This window comes from Burkholderia ubonensis subsp. mesacidophila (genome assembly GCF_002097715.1).
GTDB lineage: Bacteria > Pseudomonadota > Gammaproteobacteria > Burkholderiales > Burkholderiaceae > Burkholderia > Burkholderia mesacidophila.
Genome location: NZ_CP020737.1, coordinates 1066392 through 1086342, shown reverse-complemented (window position 1 = coordinate 1086342; position 19951 = coordinate 1066392). Strand labels below are relative to the sequence as shown.

Sequence of the window (19951 nt, the reverse complement as noted above, 5' to 3'; positions counted from 1 at the left end):
GCCGACCATGACCACTTTCACGCCCTTCCCTCCGCTCGCCCAGCTCGCCGCGGATCTCGCGTCCGGCAGGACGACGAGCCGCGCGCTCGTCGACACCGCGCTCGCACGGATCGCCGATCCGGCCGGCCAGGGCGCGGTCGTGTTCACCGAAGTCGACGCCGACAACGCGCGCGCCGCCGCCGACGCGCACGACCGGCTGCGCGCGGCCGGCACCGTGCTGTCGCCGCTCGCGGGCATACCCGTGTCGGTGAAGGACCTGTTCGACGTTGCCGGCCAGGTGACTCGGGCCGGCTCGCGCGTGCTCGACGACGCACCGCCCGCCGCGACCGACGCGATCGCCGTCGCGCGGCTCAAGCGCGCGGGCGCGGTGCTGGTCGGCCGCACCAACATGAGCGAATTCGCGTTCTCCGGGCTCGGCCTGAATCCGCATTTCGGCACGCCGCGCTCGCCGTACCACCGCGACGTGCCTGGCGACGCGCGGATCGCCGGCGGCTCGTCGTCGGGCGCTGCCGCCTCCGTCGCCGACGGCATGGCGGCCGTCGCGCTCGGCACCGACACCGGCGGCTCGATCCGCATCCCGGCCGCGCTCTGCGGGCTGACGGGCTTCAAGCCGACCGCGAGCCGGATTCCGCGGCAAGGCGGCGTGCCGCTGTCGACGACGCTCGACTCGTTCGGCCCGATCGGGCTGACGGTCGCTTGCTGCGCGCTCGTCGACCGGATGCTCGCCGGCCTCGAGCCGCACGTGCCCGCCGCACGCCCGCTCGAAGGCGTGCGGCTCGGCGTGCTGACGAACTACGTGACGGACGGCGTCGACGCCGACGTCGCTGCGGCGCTCGACGCCGCGCTCAAGCATCTGGAAGCGGCCGGCGCGATCGTCGCCGAGGTGCGCTTCGCGGCGCTCGACCGGCTGCCGGACATCAACCGCTTCGGCTTCTCGCCGATCGAGGCATACGCGTGGCACCGGCCGTTGCTCGCGCAGCACCGCGACCGCTACGACCCGCGCGTGCTGAGCCGGATCCTGAAAGGCGAGCCCGCGAGCGCGGCCGACTACCTCGACCTGCTCGCCGCGCGCCACGCGCTGCTCGACGAAGCCGCGCACACGGTCTGGTCGCGTTTCGACGCGCTGGTCGCACCGACGGTGCCGATCGTGCCGCCGCGCATCGCGGCGCTGGAAGCCGACGACGACGCGTTCGCGCGCACCAACGCGCTGATCCTGCGCAACCCGAGCGCGTTCAACTTCCTCGACGCGTGTGCGTTGTCGCTGCCGTGCCATCCGCGCGACGCCGCGCCGGTCGGCCTGATGCTCGCCGCCGCGCCGCATCGCGACGACGCGCTGCTCGCGATCGGCCAGGCAGTGGAAGCGGTGCTGAACACGATCCGCTGACGCGCGAGCGGCGTGCGGCGGCGCGCCACAAGCGCGCCGTCAGTTTCGTGCCAGTTCGTTCGCGCTAAAATCGCGCGATTGTTTTCCGGACCGACCCCACGAGGAACCCCGCTGACCATGAACGACTACACGCTTGCGCTACGCCGTGAACGCCGCCTGCTGATGCTGCTCGGCTGGGTATGCATCGCCCTGCTCGCCGGCGCGCTCTATCTGCAGTACGTGAAGAACGAGGACCCGTGCCCGCTGTGCATCATCCAGCGCTACTTCTTCGCGGCGATCGGCATCTTCGCGTTCCTCGCCGCCGGGATGCACCACTGGCGCGGCGTCTGGCTGCTCGAATTGCTGATCGCGATCTCCGCGGCCGCCGGCGTCGGCACCGCCGCCCGGCACCTGTCGATCCAGATGAACCCCGGCTTCAGTTGCGGCTTCGACACGCTGCAGCCGATCGTCGACAGCCTGCCGCCCGCGCACTGGTTCCCCGGCATGTTCAAGGTCGCCGGCCTGTGCGAGACGGTCTATCCGCCGATTTTCGGCATCCTGCTGCCCGGCTGGGCGCTGATCGGCTTCGCGGCGATCCTGATCCCGGTCGCCGCAAGCCTCTGGCGCCATCGCCGCAAGCTCGTGGCCTGAGCCGCGAGCGGTTCCGCGCGTGCGGCCGCGGCCGCACGCCGGGCAAGTTCGACCAGCCGGGTGTTGCCGGCCGCGCCTGGCCGGCCGCACCTCGCCGGCCACGCGTAAACACCTACCCCTTTGCGGCGCGCCTTTCCAGGCAGATCGCCTCCCGCCCCGCTTCACCATCGCCCCCCGCCGGGCCTGCGTCCCGGCCCGGCCGCCGGCTGCCGGACCCGCAACGTCCCGCGACGGGCCTATGATCGACATGATCGCCGTCTGATAGCGCGCATCAATGCCGGACGATCTTCCGGCCTTTTTGCAGTGCTATCGTGCGTGCTGGATGGCGATCTACGTGCGCGAGGCCGGGCGGTCTCGATCCCTGCGTAACGCGCGCCTGATCCGCAATGTCGACTGGATTCATCATGACAACGCAAACCATCCGCATCTGTCACCCTCATGGCGTCCGCGCCGCATTTGGCGACTCATTCCGCGGCGCACTTCGCACGCCCCGCTCCGCGCCCGCCAGAGCGCCCCGCGCATCCTGCGCCGACCGTCCGGGAGCGCGCTGATGGAACCTTGGCTCGGCGATCTCCAGCACATGCTCGCGCACGGCGAAGCGGCCGTGCTCGTCACCGTCGCGCACACCGACGGCTCCGCGCCGCGCGAAGCCGGCACCAAGATGCTCGTGACGCGCGACACCGCGCGCCACACGATCGGCGGCGGCCATCTGGAATGGAAGGCGATCGAAATCGCGCGGCACCTGCTGAAGGACGGCGCGCACGTGCCGCACGCGCGCAAGCTCGAGCGGCTCGCGCTCGGCCCGAGCCTCGGCCAGTGCTGCGGCGGCGCGGTGGTGCTCGCGTTCGAGCGGCTCGACGTCGGCGATCTCGGCTGGATCATGTCGCTCGCGAAACGCGTCGCGGCCGGCGCCGCGACCGTGCGTAGCGTATCATTCGGCCCCTCGCCGGGCGCGCCGCTCCTGAGCGAGCCGGAGCCGGCCGCCGCGCGCGCCGACTGCCTGCTGTGGGAAACCGGCGGCGTCTCGCTGATGACCGAGACGATTGCGCCGCATGCGTTCCCGGTCGTGCTGTTCGGCGCCGGGCACGTGAGCACCGCGCTCGTGAAGGTGCTCGCGACGCTGCCGTGCAGCGTGCGCTGGGTCGACCGGCGCGACGCGGCGTTCCCGCCGTCCGACACGCTCGCCGGGATCGCCAACCTGACGATCGACGCGAGCGACACGCCGGACGACGCCGTCGACGCCGCGCCGCCGCAGAGCTACTTCGTCGTGATGACGCACGATCATGCGCGCGACTTCGTGCTGGCCGAGCGCATCCTGCGGCGCGGCGACTACGCGTACTTCGGGATGATCGGCTCGCACCCGAAGCGCGTGCAGTTCGATCACCGGCTCGCGGCGATCGGCATCGATCCGGCGCAGATCGCGCGGATGCGTTGCCCGATCGGCGTCGAAGGCATCGTCGACAAGGCGCCCGAAGTGATCGCGATCTCGGTGGCCGCGCAGTTGCTGCAGGCCGTCGAAGCAAATGCGCATGCGCCCGCGCAGGCTTCCCCTACTTTCTGACCGACCAAGAAAAACGCCATGACCCCGACATTCAAAGAGAAAATCGCCCGTGCGCCGAAAGCGGAGCTGCACATCCATATCGAAGGCTCGCTCGAGCCGGAGCTGATCTTCGCGCTCGCGAAGCGCAACAACGTGAAGCTCGCGTACGACTCGATCGACGCGCTGCGCGCCGCGTACGCGTTCACCGACCTGCAGTCGTTCCTCGACATCTACTACGCGGGCGCGAGCGTGCTGCTCACCGAGCAGGATTTCTACGACATGACGGCCGCGTACTGCGAACGCGCGCTCGCGGACAACGTCGTCCACACCGAGCTGTTCTTCGACCCGCAGACGCACACCGAGCGCGGCGTGCCGATCGCGACGGTCGTCGCGGGGATCGAGCGCGCGCTCGCCGACGCGGAGCAGCGCGGCCTGTCGAGCCGGCTGATCCTGTGCTTCCTGCGCCATCTGTCCGAAGAGGATGCGCTCGCGACGTTCGACGCCGCGCTGCCGCTCTTCGAGCAGTACAAGCATCGCCTGATCGGCGTCGGCCTCGACTCGTCCGAGCGCGGCAACCCGCCGTCGAAGTTCGCGCGGGTGTTCGAGAAGGCGCGTGCGCTCGGCCTGAAGCTCGTCGCGCACGCGGGCGAGGAAGGCCCGCCCGCCTACGTGTATGAAGCGCTCGACCTGCTGAAGGTCGACCGGATCGACCACGGCGTGCGCAGCATCGAGGATGCGGCGCTCGTCGACCGCCTCGCGCAATCGCGCATGGCGCTGACCGTCTGCCCGCTGTCGAACCTGAAGCTGTGCGTGTTCGACGACATGGCGAAGCACACGCTGAAGGCGCTGCTCGACCAGGGTGTCGCGGTGACGATCAATTCCGACGATCCGGCCTACTTCGGCGGCTACGTCAACGACAACTATTTCGCGACCGTCGAAGGGCTGCGCCTGACGGACGCGGAAGTCCACACCGTGATCCGCAACGGCTTCGAGGCGTCGTTCGTCGACGCCGCGCAACGCGACGCGCTGACCGCGCGCCTCGACGCGTACTGGCACGCCGCCTGACGATGCGACCGACGAATGCGGACTGCCGCGGTCACGGCGACAGACCTTGAGGAACGCTTTTCCGATTGATATCCGAGGCGGCGCGGGCCGTTGCAACCCGCCCCACGCCGCCGCTCGCACCACGCTGATCGTTTTTTCCACGCAGGACCATTCGTCATGACGCAAACCGCTTTCCGCGCCCAGCTGCTGACCTTCAGCGGCGACCCGGCGCAATCCGACCAGGCCGCGCACCACGAGACCGACGGCCTCCTGATCGTCGACGACGGCAAGGTCGTCGCGGCCGGCCCGCACGCGCGGCTCGCCGCGACGCTGCCGCCCGACGCGCTCGTGCATGACCTGCGCGACAAGCTGATCGTGCCCGGCTTCATCGATACGCACATCCACTATCCGCAGACGGACATGATCGCGTCGCCGGCGCCCGGCCTGCTGCCGTGGCTCGACAAATACACGTTCCCGACCGAGCGGCAGTTCGCCGACCCCGACCACGCGCGCGAGGTCGCGGAATTCTTCGTCGACGAGCTGCTCGCGTGCGGCACGACGAGCGCGCTCGTCTACTGCACGGTGCACAAGCAGTCGGCGGACGCGCTGTTCACCGTGAGCGACGCGCGCGACCTGCGGATGATCGCGGGCAAGGTGCTGATGGACCGCAACTGTCCCGAATTCCTGCGCGACACCGCGCAATCGGGATACGACGACAGCGCGGAACTGATCGGCCGCTGGCACGGCCGCGGCCGCCAGATGTACGCGCTCACGCCGCGCTTCGCGCCGACGTCGACCGAAGCGCAGCTCGAAGCGTGCGCCGAACTCGCGCGCCGCCATCCGGACGTGTTCGTGCAGAGCCACGTCGCCGAGAACGTCGACGAGGTGAAATGGGCGGCCGAGCTGTTCCCCGGCCACCGCAGCTATCTCGACATCTACGATCATTACGGGCTGCTGCGCCGCCGCGCGGTGTACGGCCACTGTATCCATCTCGACGACGAGGACCGCCGCCGGATGGCCGAGACGGGCACCGTGGTCGCGCACTGCCCGACGTCGAACTTCTTCCTCGGCAGCGGGCTGTTCGACTTCGACAAGGCCGGCGAATACGGCGTGCCGGTCGCGCTTGCGACCGACGTCGGCGGCGGCACGTCGTTCTCGATGCTGCAGACGATGAACGAGGCGCACAAGGTCGCGCGCCTGTCGGGGCATCACCTGACCGCGACGCGGATGTTCTGGCTTGCGACCGCGGGCGCCGCGCAGGCGCTCGACCTCGCGGACACGGTCGGCACGCTCGCGCCGCGCACCGAGGCGGACTTCGTCGTGCTCGATCCGCAGGCGACGCCGCTGCTCGCGCGCCGCACGCAACGCGCGGAATCGCTCGAGGAGCTGCTGTTCGCGTTCGCACTGCTCGGCGACGACCGGGCCGTGTACCGGACCTATGCGGCCGGACGCTGCGTGCACGAGCGCGGCACGGCGCGCCGCGGCGCCTGACCGAACGCCGGCGCGCGCCGCGCGATGCGGTGTCCGAACCGCTTTTGCGCGCGGCGCGCGCCGTGCTAGAATCCGCTCCTCATTGGGGAGTAGCCGCTCCGCTCGATGTCCCGCGCCACCGGCGCGCATCGTGACGGAGGCGTCCGTCAACAGACTTGGCCGTTCGGCCATGGCGGACGCAGCCACCGAAGGCCTGGCGAGACCGATGGTTCACAGTGCGCCGCATCAGGGCCGGGCGCGCCGTGGATCGTCGCTCGCACGCACAACAACAGGCCCGTGGAACCCCGTACGTGACCCAAGCCTTCCTGATCTCCACCGGCGCCGTCGCCCTCGCAGAAATCGGCGACAAGACGCAGCTGCTTTCCCTCGTGCTCGCCGCGCGCTACCGCAAGCCCGTTCCGATCATTCTCGGCGTGCTGGTCGCGACGCTCGTCAACCACGGCTTCGCGGGCGCGCTCGGCGAATGGCTCGGCGCGCTCGTCACGCCGTCGATCATGCGCTGGGCGCTCGCGTTCTCGTTCATCGGGATGGGGCTGTGGATCCTGGTGCCGGACAAGCTCGACGCCGACGAAGCCAACGCGAACCGCTCGCGGCTCGGCGTGTTCGGCGCGACCCTGGTCGCGTTCTTCCTCGCCGAGATGGGCGACAAGACCCAGATCGCGACCGTCGCGCTCGCCGCGCGCTTCCAGGATTACATCGGCGTCGTCGCCGGCACGACGTTCGGGATGATGCTCGCGAACGTGCCGGCGATCCTGCTCGGCGACCGCTTCGCACACCGCCTGCCGACGAAGGTCGTGCACGGCATCGCGGCCGTGCTGTTCGTCGTGCTCGGCGCGCTCGCGCTGTTCGGCGTCGGGGCGTGATCCGCGCGGCGTCGCGGCCGGCCGGCAGCCGCGACGCCGCCATCGCATGCTACTTGAGCGCCGCCGCGCCCGATGCCGGCGCGGCCGACACCGCGCGCTCGTTGGCCGCCGGCGCGGCCGGCCCGCCCTTCTTGTCGACCGGCAGCCGCACCGTCCTGACCGCGCCGTTGCCGAGCGGGAAATCGGCGAGCGCGCTGCGCGCGAGGAACGGCATCGCGTACAGCAGCGCGCCGTTGTCGCCGGTGGTGCGCGCGGTCACGTTATAGACTTCCTTGCCCGTCGCGCGCTCGGTGATGCGGATGCCGAGCGTGTAATCGAACACCTGGTACGTCTGGTTCACGTAGCCGGTCGGCATCGGCCCCCAAGGCCCCCACGGGCCCCACGGTCCGCGCCGCCAGTACGGCCCCGGGAACCACGGGTCGTAATAGACCGGCGTCGGCACCGCCACCAGGTCGCTGCCGATGCCGTAGGTCAGCCCGATCAGGTAGCGGGCGCCCGCTTGCGGCACCTGGCGGAACGCATACGAGGACAGTTCGTTGGCCACGATCGGCTCGTAGGTCGACTGCTCGATGCTGTTCTTCTGCGTGTCGCTGCGCGTGAAGGCATAGGTGCGTGTCGCATCGCTGCCGCTCCAGTCGGAGAAGGCCGTGACCTGCGTGGTCACATAGCTGGTGCAGCCCGTCAGCAGCGCCACGCACAGCGCCGCCGTCCATACCGCACCGCGAAAAATTCGTTCGCGTCTCATGATCGTCCTCGTCAATCCGTCACCCGCCCGTCGCGTCGCGCGAAGCAAGCGGGATGCCGATAATACGCCGACTGTCCGAAACGGTAAAAAGTTCGCACGGCACGCAAACTCAAGCCTTTGTACAATGGGCCGGTTCGCCGGGCCCGCGCCGCGCGCCCGTTCCCGATTCCACCGACCTCGACGACCATGTCCGACAACGCCTCCTCCACAGTGATCCGCCGCGCCGACTACACGCCGCCGGCGTTCCTCATCGATTCCGTCGCGCTCGAATTCGACCTCGCGCCGGCCCGCACGATCGTCAGGAATACGCTGCGCGTGCGCCGCAATCCCGACGCCGCGCCCGCCCCGCACCTGGAACTGATGGGCGAGGCGCTCGAATTCATCGGCGCGTCGCTCGACGGCGCGCCGCATGCAGCCGTGCGTGCGCACGAGCACGGGCTCACCGTCGAGAACGTGCCCGACGCGTTCGAGCTGACGCTCGACAGCGCCTGCGCGCCGGACCAGAACACGACGCTGTCCGGCCTGTACGTGTCGAGCGGCAACTTCTTCACGCAGTGCGAGGCCGAGGGCTTCCGCCGCATCACCTATTTCCTCGACCGTCCCGACGTGATGGCGTCGTACACGGTGACGCTGCGCGCGGACAAGGCCGCGTACCCGGTGCTGCTGTCGAACGGCAACCTGGTCGATTCCGGCGACCTGCCCGACGGCCGCCACTTCGCGAAGTGGGAAGACCCGTTCAGGAAGCCGAGCTACCTGTTCGCGCTCGTCGCGGGCACGCTCGTCGCGATCGAGGAAAAGATCACAACCGGCTCCGGCAAGGAGAAGCTGCTGCAGGTGTGGGTCGAGCCGCAAGACCTCGACAAGACCCGTCACGCGATGGATTCGCTGATCCACTCGATCCGCTGGGACGAGAAGCGCTTCGGCCTCGAGCTCGATCTCGACCGCTTCATGATCGTCGCGGTCGGCGACTTCAACATGGGCGCGATGGAGAACAAGGGGCTCAACATCTTCAACACGAAGTACGTGCTGGCCAACCCCGAAACGGCGACCGACACCGATTTCGCGAACATCGAATCGGTGGTCGGCCACGAGTATTTCCACAACTGGACCGGCAACCGCGTAACTTGCCGCGACTGGTTCCAGCTGAGCCTGAAGGAAGGCCTGACGGTATTCCGCGACCAGGAGTTCTCGGCCGACATGGCCGCGGGCGACGACGCGAACGCGGCGGCCCGCGCGGTCAAGCGCATCGAGGACGTACGCGTGCTGCGCCAGTTGCAGTTCGCCGAGGACGCGGGCCCGATGGCGCATCCGGTGCGCCCCGAGAGCTACGTCGAGATCAACAACTTCTACACGATGACCGTCTACGAAAAGGGCTCGGAAGTCGTGCGGATGTACCAGACGCTGTTCGGCCGCGACGGCTTCCGCAAGGGGATGGACCTGTACTTCAAGCGCCACGACGGCCACGCGGTCACCTGTGACGATTTCCGCCACGCGATGGCGGACGCGAACGGTCGCGACCTCGCGCAGTTCGAGCGCTGGTACAGCCAGGCCGGCACGCCGCGCGTGACGGTGAAGACCGCGTATGACGCGGCCGCGCGCCGCTACACGCTGACCCTCGCGCAGGGCTTCGGCGACGCGTCGCCGGCCGCGCGCGAGACCCAGAAGGGACCGCTGCTGATCCCGTTCGCGATCGGCCTGATCGGCCGCGACGGCCGCGACCTGCCGCTGCGCCTCGACGGCGAGGCGGCGGCCGCCGGAACGACGCGCGTGCTCGACTTCACCGATGCCGAACAGACCTTCACGTTCGTCGACGTGCCGGAACAGCCGCTGCCGTCGCTGCTGCGCAACTTCTCGGCACCGGTGATCGTCGAGTACGACTACAGCGACGACGACCTCGCGTTCCTGCTTGCGCACGACAGCGATCCGTTCAACCGCTGGGAAGCGGGCCAGCGCCTCGCGACCCGCGCGCTGCTGACGCTCGCCGCGCGCGCCGCCGCAAACGAGCCACTCGTGCTCGGCGAAAACTTCGTCGCCGCGTTCCGCCGCGTGCTGACCGACGACGCGCTGTCGCCCGCGTTCCGCGAGCTCGCGCTGACGCTGCCGTCCGAAACCTACCTCGCCGACCAGATGGCCGAGTCGGATCCTGCCGCCGTGCATCGCGCGCGCCAGTTCGTTCGCCGCCAGCTCGCGACCGCGCTGCGCGCCGACTGGCTCGCCGCGTACGACGGCCAGCAGACGCCGGGCGCCTATGAGCCGACGCCGGACGCATCCGGCCGCCGCGCGCTGAAGAATCTCGCGCTCGCCTACCTCGCGGAACTGGAAGATCCGGCCGACGCGGTGCGCGTCGCGAGCGCGCAATACGACGCGGCGAACAACATGACCGATCGCGCGGCCGCGCTGGGCGCGCTGCTGTCGGCCGCCGCGGCCGGCGCGAACGAACCGGCCGAGCAAGCGCTCGCCGACTTCTACCGGCGCTTCGAAAAAGAAGCGCTGGTGATCGACAAATGGTTCGCGATGCAGGCGGCGCAACGCGGCACGCCCGCGCACCCGACGCTCGACAAGGTCCGCAAGCTGCTCGCGCATCCGGCGTTCAACCTGAAGAACCCGAACCGCGCACGCTCGCTGATCTTCAGCTTCTGCGCGGCGAACCCCGCGCAGTTCCACGCGGCGGACGGCTCGGGCTACGCGTTCTGGGCCGAGCAGGTGTTGGCGCTCGATGCGATCAATCCGCAGGTCGCCGCGCGCCTCGCCCGCTCGCTCGAACTGTGGCGCCGCTTCACGCCCGCGCTGCGCGAGCGGATGAAGGCCGCGCTCGAACAGGTCGCTGCCGGCGCGAAGTCGCGCGACGTGCGCGAAATCGTCGAGAAGGCGCTCGCCTGACGCGAGCCGTTTGCGCGTCGGCCACACGCGACGAAGCTGGCGCCGCTCGATGCGGCGCCGGCTTTTTTTGCGTCCGCCGACCGGGCCGGGTTCGGAACCCATTCATGCCGACGCGGCCGATTGCGTGTCGACGATGCGCGCGACGTGCGCCGCGGCGCTGCCGGAAATCGCGCCGCGCTGACCGCCCAGCCGTGTAACCGGTCGAAAAAAGCCCGTGGGGCCAGGGACGCGGCGGGTAAAATTGGGGCAATTCAAGGATTCATTTGGCCTCTCGGAGTCTGTCATGTCCATTGCCCGCCGCACCACGCTGTCCAAGTTCCTGATCGAACAGCAGCGTGAGACCAACAACCTCCCCGCCGACCTGCGTCTGCTGATCGAAGTCGTCGCCCGCGCGTGCAAGGCGATCAGCTACAACGTGTCGAAGGGCGCGCTCGGCGAGGCGCTCGGCACCGCCGGCAGCGAGAACGTCCAGGGCGAGGTGCAGAAGAAACTCGACATCCTGTCCAACGAAATCCTGCTCGACGCCAACGAATGGGGCGGCAACCTCGCCGCGATGGCGTCCGAGGAAATGGAAACGTTCTTCCCGATCCCGGCGAACTACCCGCGCGGCGAATACCTGCTGGTGTTCGATCCGCTCGACGGCTCGTCGAACATCGACGTGAACGTCTCGATCGGCACGATCTTCTCGGTGCTGCGCTGCCCGGACGGCAAGCAGGCCACCGAGGAATCGTTCCTGCAACCCGGCACGCAGCAGGTCGCGGCCGGCTACGCGGTGTACGGCCCGCAGACGGTGTTCGTGCTGACGACCGGCAACGGCGTGAACTGCTTCACGCTCGATCGCGAAGTCGGCTCGTGGGTGCTCACGCAGAGCAACATGCAGATCCCCACGGACACGCGCGAATACGCGATCAACGCATCGAACGCGCGCCACTGGTACGACCCGGTCAAGCGCTACATCGACGAACTGAACGCCGGCAAGGACGGCCCGCGCGGCGACAACTTCAACATGCGCTGGATCGCCTCGATGGTCGCCGACGTGCACCGGATCCTGAACCGCGGCGGCATCTTCATGTACCCGGCCGACAAGCGCACGCCGGATCGCCCGGGCAAGCTGCGCCTGATGTACGAGGCGAACCCGATGTCGTTCATCGTCGAACAGGCCGGCGGCGCCGCGACGACGGGCACGCAGCGCATCATGGAAGTGCAGCCGACCGGCCTGCACCAGCGCGTGCCGGTGTTCCTCGGCTCGAAGAACGAAGTCGAGCGCGTGACCGGCTATCACATCGACGGCAATTGATTTGCACCGCAGCACTGGACGTGCGGACGAGGCGCACGTACAATCGCGCCTCGCGATGCGGCTCTACGGGGTCACATCGCGGTGAAATGAAATCGGAAGACCTGTCGAAGCAGGGGTTTTGCGAAGCAGCTGAAAAAAAGCTGAAAAATTTTTCGCAAAACCTATTGCCAAGATCGAAGATTCCACCATATAATTTCATTTCTCTGCTGCCGGTGTAGCTCAGTTGGTAGAGCAGCGCATTCGTAATGCGAAGGTCGTAGGTTCGACTCCTATCTCCGGCACCAAGATACAAAGGCCTGACAAGCAATCGCTTGTCAGGCCTTAATCTTTTCCGGGTCTGAAAAATGCGCGACGCGACCTGCGAATCGCGTCATGTCGTGCATCCCTCGACGCTTGCACACCTCCCCCGCCCTTCGCCCACCCTCATCGTCACCCGGCGCGAAACGACAGTCATTGTCCACATCGCGCTTGACTCGCGATGCTCCGCATCGGCGCAACTGCTTCGCTGTCGCCAGCTTCCTTACACCCTGATTTCAGCTCGCACCGGGTACGCGCACACCCCGCTTTGCACTGACAAATTCCTTGGAAAATCCTGATCGGGGTGCATAACATTACTTAACGATCCTGACCCGTCTATCGCGCTACATTGCGTAGGCGACGCTGCGGGAGCGACGCGCCGCCCATACCGGGTTGCCGGTACCCGCATGACGTCCGGACATATCGACTCGTTACCAGGAGAGGACCACCATGGCTCATGGCTTCATTATGTGGCTCATCATCGGCGCGATCGCCGGCTGGCTCGCCGGCGTGCTCGTCAAGGGCGGCGGCTTCGGGCTCATCGTCGACATCATCGTCGGTATCGTCGGTGCGATCATCGGCGGATGGCTCGCGGGGCTGCTCGGCATCAGCGTCGGCAGCGGCTTCATCGGCTCCGTGATCATCGCGGTGATCGGCGCGGTCATCCTGCTGTTCGTGATCCGGCTGTTCAGGCGAGCGGCCTGACGATCCGCTTGACGCCCCTCCACGCGCGCCTGCGGGCGCGCGTGCGCTTCACCGGCGCGCGGCACGAACGCCGCGCGCCGCCCGTCTCAACGACGCGGCGTCCCGCGCAGCCAGCCGTCGAGCACGGCAGGCGTCAACAGCCCGCTGCGCGCATCGCGCATACCATCACGGCCAATCCACATGGTGCGCGGCAGTTCCCCGCGCCATCCTGCATCGAGCGCCGCGCGCAGGCGTTCCGGCATCGCGTCGGCGTTCGCGTACTGCGCGACGTGCGGCGGCAGGTTCATTTGCGCAAGCGCCTGCTCGATCGCCGCGCCGTTCTCGTCATACGCGTCCATCGCGATCATCGCGACGCGCACTTCCGGGTGACGACGCTGCCACGCGACGAGATGCGCCGCGTTCTCGCGACAGTAGCCGCAGTCGAGCGACCAGATCTCGATCGCGAGCGGCCGCTCGCGCGCGGTGTCGAACAGCCGCCCGACATCGGCGGCACGCAGCGGCTGCAGCGTGCCCGCGAGCGCCGACATGCAACAGACCGCGAGGGTCGACAGCACGAACAGCCGCTTCATTGCGCGCCCTCCACTGCGATCAGGCGATAGCCGTCGTTGCGCGTGCGCCACGACAGATACACGCGCCCCGCGTCGTCGAGCAGTTGAGGGTTATCGCTCGCGCCCGACGTCGATGCGATCACGCGCGGGTCCGACCAGTGCGCGCCGCGATCGTCCGAGCGGCGCAGCTTGATCTGCATCGTGTCGCCGTCGAACGCCTTCCACGCGAGCCACACGACGTCGCCGCGCGCGACGAGCGCCGCATGCGACGCCTGCTCGCCGGGCGCGGCCGGATTCGCGCCGAACGCCCAGGCGGCGCCGAGCGGCCGCCCGTCGGCACCGATCCGCGAATAGAACACGTCGGCACGGCCGTCGACGACGCCGAACCACGCGAGATGCCGCATGCCGTCGGCCGTGATCGCGAGCGCCGGACCGTGGTCGGGACACGCCTCGACGTGCCAGTTCGAGAACGTCGCGCGCAACGGCGCGACCGGTGCATCGGCCGACGCAGGCAGCACCGCGAGCGCGTGATCGCGGATCTGCCCGGGGAACACGTTGCGCCACGCGGCCTCGACACGCCCGGCCGGATCGATCGCCATCGCGATCCGGCAGCATTCGCACGTGTGATCGGTGACCTTGCGCTCGGGCTCGAACGACGCGCCGCCGTCGCGCGACACCGCGTAATAGACGGCCGCGCCGTCGTACGCCTGCCCGGCCGCCTTCGCCGCGCCCAGGTCGCGCTTGTCGATCCACGCCAGATAGATCCGGCCCGACGGGTCGACCGCCATCATGTCGAAGCGGTGCGTGATCATCTGCCGGTCGCGGTGCACGGTGATCGGCACGCTCCACGTCGCGCCGCCATCGAGCGAGCGCGAGAAGCGCACCATCCCCGTGTACGGCGCATCGAGCGGCATCGACCATGACACGTAGATCGCGCGCCCGTCCGGGCTCGTCGCGACCTTCGGGCGATTCTCCGCGCTTGTATAAACCGGCTCGGGCATCGCGTTGACGGTGACGGGCGCCGACAGCGTGCGGCCCGCGTCGTCGGAATGCGCGACGACCACATGCTCGCCCTCCACCCACGCGACCCACAGCCGATGCCGCGCGTCGATTGCGGCGCCCGTCGCGAGCGGCTGCTTTTGCGGCGCGGGCGCGGCCTGCATGCCCATGTGCGCGGCATGCGGATCAGCGGGTTTCGCCGCCTCGTGCGCGCCCGCGGCCGACAGCGCCGCGAGCCAGAGCGCACAGCCAGCCGCGAACGATTTCACAGCGACCATTTCAGTTCTCCAAAGAAAGTACGGCCCGGATATGGGTGGAACACGTAGTAGCGGCGGTCCGTCAGGTTGTCGATGCCGACCGACGCGACCCAGTGCCGGTCGAAGCGGTAGCGCGCCTTCAGGTCGACGACGGTGAACGAGCTGGTGCCGCCGTAGACGTCCGGATTCACGTCGCTGTTGTCGAGCGTGTTGAACTGGCGTCCCGAATAGCGGACGCCGACGCTCGCGAGCCAGTGCTCGTCGAAGCGGTACGACGCGAGCAGGTTCGCGCGCATGCGCGGAATGCGCGGAAACCGCGAGCCGACGTACGTGGGGTTCGCCGCGTCGGACAGGATCTGTGCATTGCTCGCCGACACGTTCGCATCGAGGTCGAGCCCTTTCAGGCCGACGTTCTGGCCGCTGAACGCCAGTTCGACGCCGCGCACGCGAACGCGATCGACGTTGGAAATATTCGTGACCGTCGACGCGCCCGACACCGTCGTCTGGCTGTAGATCGAATCGCGCAGATCGCTCTGGAACACGCTCGCGCGCACGACGCCGACGCCGACGTCGCGCTCGGCCGTGAAGTCCCAGTCGATCGCCTTCTCCGGCCGCAGGTTCGGGTTGTTGTTGACGATCGCATTGTTCGAGATCGAGCCCTGGAACATCTCGCCGACCGTCGGGAAGCGCGTACCGGTCGCGAACGACAGGCGGAAGCGCCAGGCGTCCGTCGCATCCCACTGCAGCGCGACCTTCGGCGACAGCGCATTCGCGCTGCGATCCGCGTAGCCGAACGTGCCGCTTGCGTTGCCGAGCGCGCCGCCGTATGCGTCCCAGCGCTCGTAGCGCAGGCCGAGCGTCGCGAGCCAGCCCGGCGCGAAGCGCCACGCGTCCTGCGCGAACAGCGCCTGCGTGCGCGTGTCGCCGCGATAGACGCTCGCGAGCGACGTGGTCGGCCCGGCCTGCCAGTCGGCCGTGTTGTAGGTGACGTTGCGCAGGAAATAGTTGTCGTAGTGATAGCCGAACGTGAAGGTATGCCCCTTCACTTCCGGCGCTTCCGCCTTCAGGTCGAGCGTGCGCCAGCCGGTGCCGTCGCCCTGGAACAGCGTGCCCGGGCCGCCCTGCGCGGTCGACGCCGCGCGCAGCACGTCGCGCGACACGTCGTACGCGGACACGACGCCCGACAGCCGCCAGCCGGAATCGAGCCGCGCGTTCAGCCCGAGCGCGTACAGCCAGTTCTCCTGGTCGCCGCGCTGCGGCGCGAACGCGCTCGGCGCAACAGTCATGTTCTGCCCGCCGATCGACACGTTGCCGCCGTACACGGGGTTGCCCGCCGCGTCGCGCAGGAAGGTCTCGCCGTGCTGCCGGTAATGGTTCTCCCAGTGGCCGAGCGTGAGCGTCGCGTCGACGTGATCGGTGAACGCGTAGCCCATCCGCACCGACCCGTTGATCTGCTCGGTGCGCTCGATCGACTGCGCGCCGACGATCGTGCGCGGCTTGCCGTTCGGCCCGACGTCGGTCGCGGCTCCGGTGACCGGCACCGCGCGGCCAAGCTTCGGGTTGTAGCTCGCGCTCGGGCTCGCATACTGCATCGGCTGCCCGTTGTTTTCGAGGCGGTCGAGCGACAGCGCGAACCAGAAGCGGCCGACGCGGTTCGCGATCCGCGCGGTCTGGTGGTTGCCGCCGAAGCTGTCGGCGAACCCGTAGCCGTCGCGGTAGCGCTGCGTGAAGAACTGCGTCGACAGCGACGCCTCGAGCCGCTCCGGCCGACGGGTCGTGAGCAGCACGGTCGAGCCGATCGCGTTGCCCGGATACAGCGCGGAAAAGGGGCCGTAGAGCACGTCGACCCGCGCGATGTCGTCGGGCGGGATCAGCGACCAGCGCGGCGGGTACGCATAGCTCGAACCGAGCAGGTTCGACAGCAGCAAGCCGTCGGCATAGACGAGCCCGCGCGCGCTCTGCAGTTCGTTGAAGTCGCGGCCGGCGAACACCGCGTTGCGGTCGCCGATGTAGCGCTTGCGCACCATCAGGTTGGGCGCGTACTTCAGCGCGTCCTCGGTGTTGACGTTGGTGTGCGCGTCGATCCGGTCGCGCGTGATCGATTCGACGACGGCCGGCGTATCGGGGTCGACGGGCTGCCGCTGCGCGGTCACGCTGACGGCGGTGAGCGTGTCGCCGGCCGCGGCCGCGACTGTCGCGGGCCGGGTTGCTGCATGCGCCGGCACGGCGGCGCGGCTTGCCTCCGGGGCCTGCGCCTGGATCGGGTCGACGCGCTCGCCGTCCGGCTGCGCCGCGTAGGCGGCAGGCCATGCAAAAGCGGCCGCGCAGGCAAGCGCGACCCGGCCGCGCGACGGCCGCGCGGCAACGGTGAATGACATGAATGGTTTCCTGAAAACGTGATCGAACGCCGCCGGACGCCGGCCACGCGCCGCGCCCGAAACGGCGCGGCGCGCGGCCGGCGCCGCGTGCGGAGCGCGCCGTCAGGCGCGCGCGGAATCAGATCGGGACGATTTCAGGCGGAGCACGCGGCTGGGCGAGACGGATGCCCCTGCGCGTGACGACGGGAAGAGACGCGGCCGGCGTGCGAACCGCGAACGCCCGCACGAAGCCGGGCAGCGCGGGCAGGCTTGCGCCGAGCGCGACGTTGGCGGCAAAACCCGGGCAGTACACGCAATGCGGCACGCCCGCATGATCGAACGACGACGCGTTGCGATCGCCGCCCGATTGCGCGAGCACGACCTGGCGGGCGCCTGCCGCGCTGCACAGTTCGAGCGTGAGGTCCCCCGACCCGTTCGACGCCATGCGCGCGTAGCCGACGACGGGCGACAGTACGTTCAGTACCAGCGCCAGCCAGACGAGGCCGATCCATCGCGTCGTTCGTTTCATCGCGGTCCAGGGAAAAGTGCGCGCAAGTATAGCAAGCAGCCTGGCCGTTGCCGATTCCGCAGACGGTAACGGCGGGTATCGCAGCGCGGGGGTAAACACATGTGCCGCGAATACAACAGAGACAAAATCTAACGATTCGTTGCTGGCATAAATCTGTGCACGAGGCTGATAATTATTGAACCCGTTGGAGAAACGATCATGGACGAAAAGCCGATCCGCATGCCGCCGCCGGAGCAAGTGATGAGCCCGGACCCGGAACCCGTTGGCGTGGAATTCCTCGCCGAGCTGCCCGAGCACGTGCGGGCGTTCTTCGACGAGCAGCACAAGCTGTACTCGCCGAAGTGAACGGGCGTTCCGCTCTGTAACCGCCACGTGCCGCAAGCCGACATCGTGCGGTTCATCGCTGCGTTGCCGCAGCCGTACGCATCGCGCCCGGGTCGCAACGACCTGACGGTGCCGGATCAGTTCGTCCGCTGATTCCTCTGTCGCGTCGCCACGCCGCGCGACTGTCTTCGTCTATTCTTCTGTTTTTCCACTTCCGGCTCGCCCGGTTCCCGCTCATCCCGATGAAGCATGCAATTCGCGCCGGCCTCGCCGCAGCAGCGCTCGGCCTCGCCCTCTTCTCCTCGCCACGCATCGCCGCCGCCGACGGCGACGATACGGCGCTGACCAATCTCGTCGCGCTTGCCTCGCAGCGCCTCGCGCTCGCCGAGCCGGTCGCGCGCTGGAAGTGGGCGAACGGCAAGCCGATCGAGGATCGTCCGCGCGAAGCGGCGCTGCTCGCGTCTGTCGAAAAGCGCGCGACACAGGCCGGCATCGATCCGGCGTTCGCCCGGCGGTTCTTCGAGGATCAGATCGCGGCCAGCAAGGACGTGCAGAACGCGCTGTTCGCCACATGGCGGGCAACCAGGCCGCCTGAAAGCACGCCGCCCGATCTCGCGACCAGCACACGCCCGAAACTCGACCGGCTCACGCAAGCGATGTTGACCGGGCTCGCACAGGTCGAGCCGCTGCGAGCCGCGCCTGACTGCCAGATGCGGCTCGCGCGCAGCATCGCCAACTGGAAGACGCTGACGCGCTACGACGCGAACCATGCACATGCGCTCAACACTGCGCTGTCTCATGTGTGCGCAGCGGGCGGCGCAAGCGCGATCGGCTGACGCGTCAGGCCGGGGCCGGTGATCGGCGCGCCGCGCCCTAACCCGCGGCCGCGAGCGCGGCCAGCGGAATCAGTTGCAGGCCGCGTGCGAGGTGCGTCTGCAGCAGCCGATAAGTAGAGGGCTCGAACGTCCCGGCCGTTTCGTCGACGGCCAGCCGCGCGGCCGCGTCGAGCGTCTCCGCCGCGCCGAGGTAGCGCCAGCCGTCGATCACGTGGAATAGCAGGCGCTCGCCTTGCGCCTCGAACACGACCGCGCCGTCGAACGGCCACGGCGCCGCCGCGCCCGCGCGCGCTGCATCTGCCGGACGACGATTGAATGCCGGACGCAACCGCGCAATCCACTGCGCTTCGACGAGCATCGAGCCGAGTTCGTTACCGGTCTCCCGCCACTCGACGCGCCGCACATGCTGGGCGAGCCGCAGTTCCTTCGACGAGCGCCGCTCGCCGGTCAGCAGCGCACGCAGCCGTTGCCGCACCCGCACGCTGCGCCCGACATAAAGCGGTTCGTCCGCTTCGCCGAACAGCGCATAGGCGCCGCATCCTGCCGGCGCGGTGTCGAGCCATGCCTCGGTCAGCCCGCCCGCCAGGCGGAAATGGCGTGTCGTGCGGGTGATCTGGTCGCGTAGCCGCTCGAGCGGCACGGTCTCGTGCAACTGGCGCCAGAACTGCCATAGCAGGTCGGCATCCGCGAGCGCCCGGTGCCGCGCGGACGGCACGAGGCCGTGCCGCTGGATCAGCGCGTCGAGCCCGTGCCGCGATTCGCGCGGGAACAGCGCGCGCGACAAGCGCACGGTGCACAGAACGTCGGGATTGAATGCCAACCCGGTGCGCTCGAACTCGGCGCGGAGGAAACCCCGGTCGAAGCTGGCGTTGTGGGCGACGAACAGCTTGCCGTCGAGCCGCTCGAACAGCGCCGGCGCGAGCGATGCGAACGACGGCGCATCGCGCACCATCGCATCCGAAATGCCGGTCAGTTGCTGAATGAACGGAGGAATCGGCTGCCCGGGATTGACGAGCGACGTCCACGTCGACACGCCAAGCGGGCCGATTTCGACCACGCCGATTTCGGTGATGCGGTGCTCGGCAGACGAGCCGCCGGTGGTTTCGAGGTCGACGAAGACGAGCGGTTGCTCGCAGGCGGGATCGGTCGAACGGGAATCGGACATGAATGAACAGGAAAGCGACGCTTCCGTGAGTATGCACCGGCAGGCCTGTCCGCGGCCAGC

Annotated in this window: 17 protein-coding genes, 1 tRNA gene and 1 riboswitch; of the genes, 12 read left to right on the top strand and 6 right to left on the bottom strand. The window is 68.8% G+C overall.

What is annotated here, in order from left to right:
* Nucleotides 1-7 precede the first annotated feature (7 nt).
* The 6 genes from B7P44_RS05245 (at nt 8) to B7P44_RS05215 (ending at nt 6952) form a co-directional block, all read left to right on the top strand.
* Nucleotides 8-1384 carry an amidase gene (locus B7P44_RS05245; RefSeq protein WP_084901460.1) on the top strand — a complete coding sequence of 459 codons (1377 nt, stop codon included), beginning with the start codon at nt 8-10 and terminating at the stop codon, nt 1382-1384.
* Between the two features lie 117 nt (nt 1385-1501).
* Nucleotides 1502-2014 carry a disulfide bond formation protein B gene (locus B7P44_RS05240; RefSeq protein ID WP_084901458.1) on the top strand — a complete coding sequence of 171 codons (513 nt, stop codon included), beginning with the start codon at nt 1502-1504 and terminating at the stop codon, nt 2012-2014.
* Nucleotides 2015-2564: 550 nt separating this feature from the next.
* Nucleotides 2565-3575 (top strand): xanthine dehydrogenase accessory protein XdhC, encoded by a 1011-nt coding sequence (gene xdhC / locus B7P44_RS05235; RefSeq protein ID WP_084901455.1) that lies wholly within the window; start codon nt 2565-2567, stop codon nt 3573-3575.
* Nucleotides 3576-3593: 18 nt separating this feature from the next.
* Entirely contained in the window at nt 3594-4619 is a 1026-nt protein-coding gene (locus B7P44_RS05230; protein ID WP_084901452.1) for an adenosine deaminase, read from the top strand.
* Nucleotides 4620-4775: 156 nt separating this feature from the next.
* Nucleotides 4776-6089 (top strand): guanine deaminase, encoded by a 1314-nt coding sequence (gene guaD, locus B7P44_RS05225; protein WP_084901450.1) that lies wholly within the window; start codon nt 4776-4778, stop codon nt 6087-6089.
* A gap of 72 nt (nt 6090-6161) precedes the next feature.
* Nucleotides 6162-6300: riboswitch (yybP-ykoY riboswitch) on the top strand.
* A 79-nt stretch (nt 6301-6379) separates the two neighbouring features.
* Nucleotides 6380-6952 (top strand): TMEM165/GDT1 family protein, encoded by a 573-nt coding sequence (locus B7P44_RS05215; RefSeq protein ID WP_059483129.1) that lies wholly within the window; start codon nt 6380-6382, stop codon nt 6950-6952.
* A 49-nt stretch (nt 6953-7001) separates the two neighbouring features.
* On the opposite strand, the gene B7P44_RS05210 is transcribed toward B7P44_RS05215, so the two are convergent.
* The gene (locus tag B7P44_RS05210; protein WP_084901447.1) at nt 7002-7697 is read right to left on the bottom strand and encodes a DUF4136 domain-containing protein; all 696 of its coding nucleotides are present in this window, start codon (nt 7695-7697) and stop codon (nt 7002-7004) included.
* A 186-nt stretch (nt 7698-7883) separates the two neighbouring features.
* Here B7P44_RS05210 and pepN point away from each other — a divergent pair, with 186 nt between their 5' ends.
* From pepN to B7P44_RS05185, 4 genes are all read left to right on the top strand, one after another.
* Nucleotides 7884-10577: an aminopeptidase N gene (gene pepN / locus B7P44_RS05200; RefSeq protein ID WP_084901442.1), complete on the top strand. Its 2694-nt coding sequence runs from the start codon at nt 7884-7886 to the stop codon at nt 10575-10577.
* A gap of 283 nt (nt 10578-10860) precedes the next feature.
* On the top strand, nt 10861-11874 hold the full coding sequence (locus tag B7P44_RS05195; RefSeq protein ID WP_084901439.1) for a class 1 fructose-bisphosphatase: 1014 nt from the start codon (nt 10861-10863) through the stop codon (nt 11872-11874).
* A gap of 208 nt (nt 11875-12082) precedes the next feature.
* Nucleotides 12083-12158: transfer RNA gene (locus B7P44_RS05190), tRNA-Thr, on the top strand.
* 463 nt (nt 12159-12621) lie between these two features.
* Nucleotides 12622-12876 (top strand): GlsB/YeaQ/YmgE family stress response membrane protein, encoded by a 255-nt coding sequence (locus B7P44_RS05185; protein WP_084901437.1) that lies wholly within the window; start codon nt 12622-12624, stop codon nt 12874-12876.
* Between the two features lie 86 nt (nt 12877-12962).
* Here the strand turns inward: B7P44_RS05185 and B7P44_RS05180 are convergent, their stop codons facing one another.
* The 4 genes from B7P44_RS05180 to B7P44_RS05165 form a co-directional block, all read right to left on the bottom strand.
* Nucleotides 12963-13445: a TlpA family protein disulfide reductase gene (locus tag B7P44_RS05180; RefSeq protein WP_084901434.1), complete on the bottom strand. Its 483-nt coding sequence runs from the start codon at nt 13443-13445 to the stop codon at nt 12963-12965.
* A complete protein-coding gene (locus B7P44_RS05175; protein ID WP_084901432.1) occupies nt 13442-14701 on the bottom strand; it encodes a sialidase family protein in 1260 nt (419 codons plus the stop codon). Before B7P44_RS05175 ends, B7P44_RS05180 begins: the two co-directional genes overlap by 4 nt.
* A complete protein-coding gene (locus B7P44_RS05170; RefSeq protein WP_084901428.1) occupies nt 14689-17058 on the bottom strand; it encodes a TonB-dependent receptor in 2370 nt (789 codons plus the stop codon). Before B7P44_RS05170 ends, B7P44_RS05175 begins: the two co-directional genes overlap by 13 nt.
* 118 nt (nt 17059-17176) lie before the next feature.
* Nucleotides 17177-17566 (bottom strand): DUF2946 domain-containing protein, encoded by a 390-nt coding sequence (locus B7P44_RS05165; RefSeq protein WP_084901425.1) that lies wholly within the window; start codon nt 17564-17566, stop codon nt 17177-17179.
* Nucleotides 17567-17764: 198 nt separating this feature from the next.
* On the opposite strand from B7P44_RS05165, the gene B7P44_RS37075 reads away from it, so the two are divergent.
* Together B7P44_RS37075 and B7P44_RS05160 are read left to right on the top strand one after the other, a co-directional pair.
* Entirely contained in the window at nt 17765-17911 is a 147-nt protein-coding gene (locus B7P44_RS37075) for a hypothetical protein (RefSeq protein ID WP_010091699.1), read from the top strand.
* A gap of 221 nt (nt 17912-18132) precedes the next feature.
* Nucleotides 18133-18726 carry a chorismate mutase gene (locus tag B7P44_RS05160; RefSeq protein WP_084901423.1) on the top strand — a complete coding sequence of 198 codons (594 nt, stop codon included), beginning with the start codon at nt 18133-18135 and terminating at the stop codon, nt 18724-18726.
* Nucleotides 18727-18763: 37 nt separating this feature from the next.
* Here B7P44_RS05160 and B7P44_RS05155 read toward each other — a convergent pair whose 3' ends face one another.
* Nucleotides 18764-19891, bottom strand: a complete 1128-nt coding sequence (locus B7P44_RS05155; protein ID WP_084901420.1) for an exonuclease domain-containing protein — start codon at nt 19889-19891, stop codon at nt 18764-18766.
* Nucleotides 19892-19951: the final 60 nt, after the last annotated feature.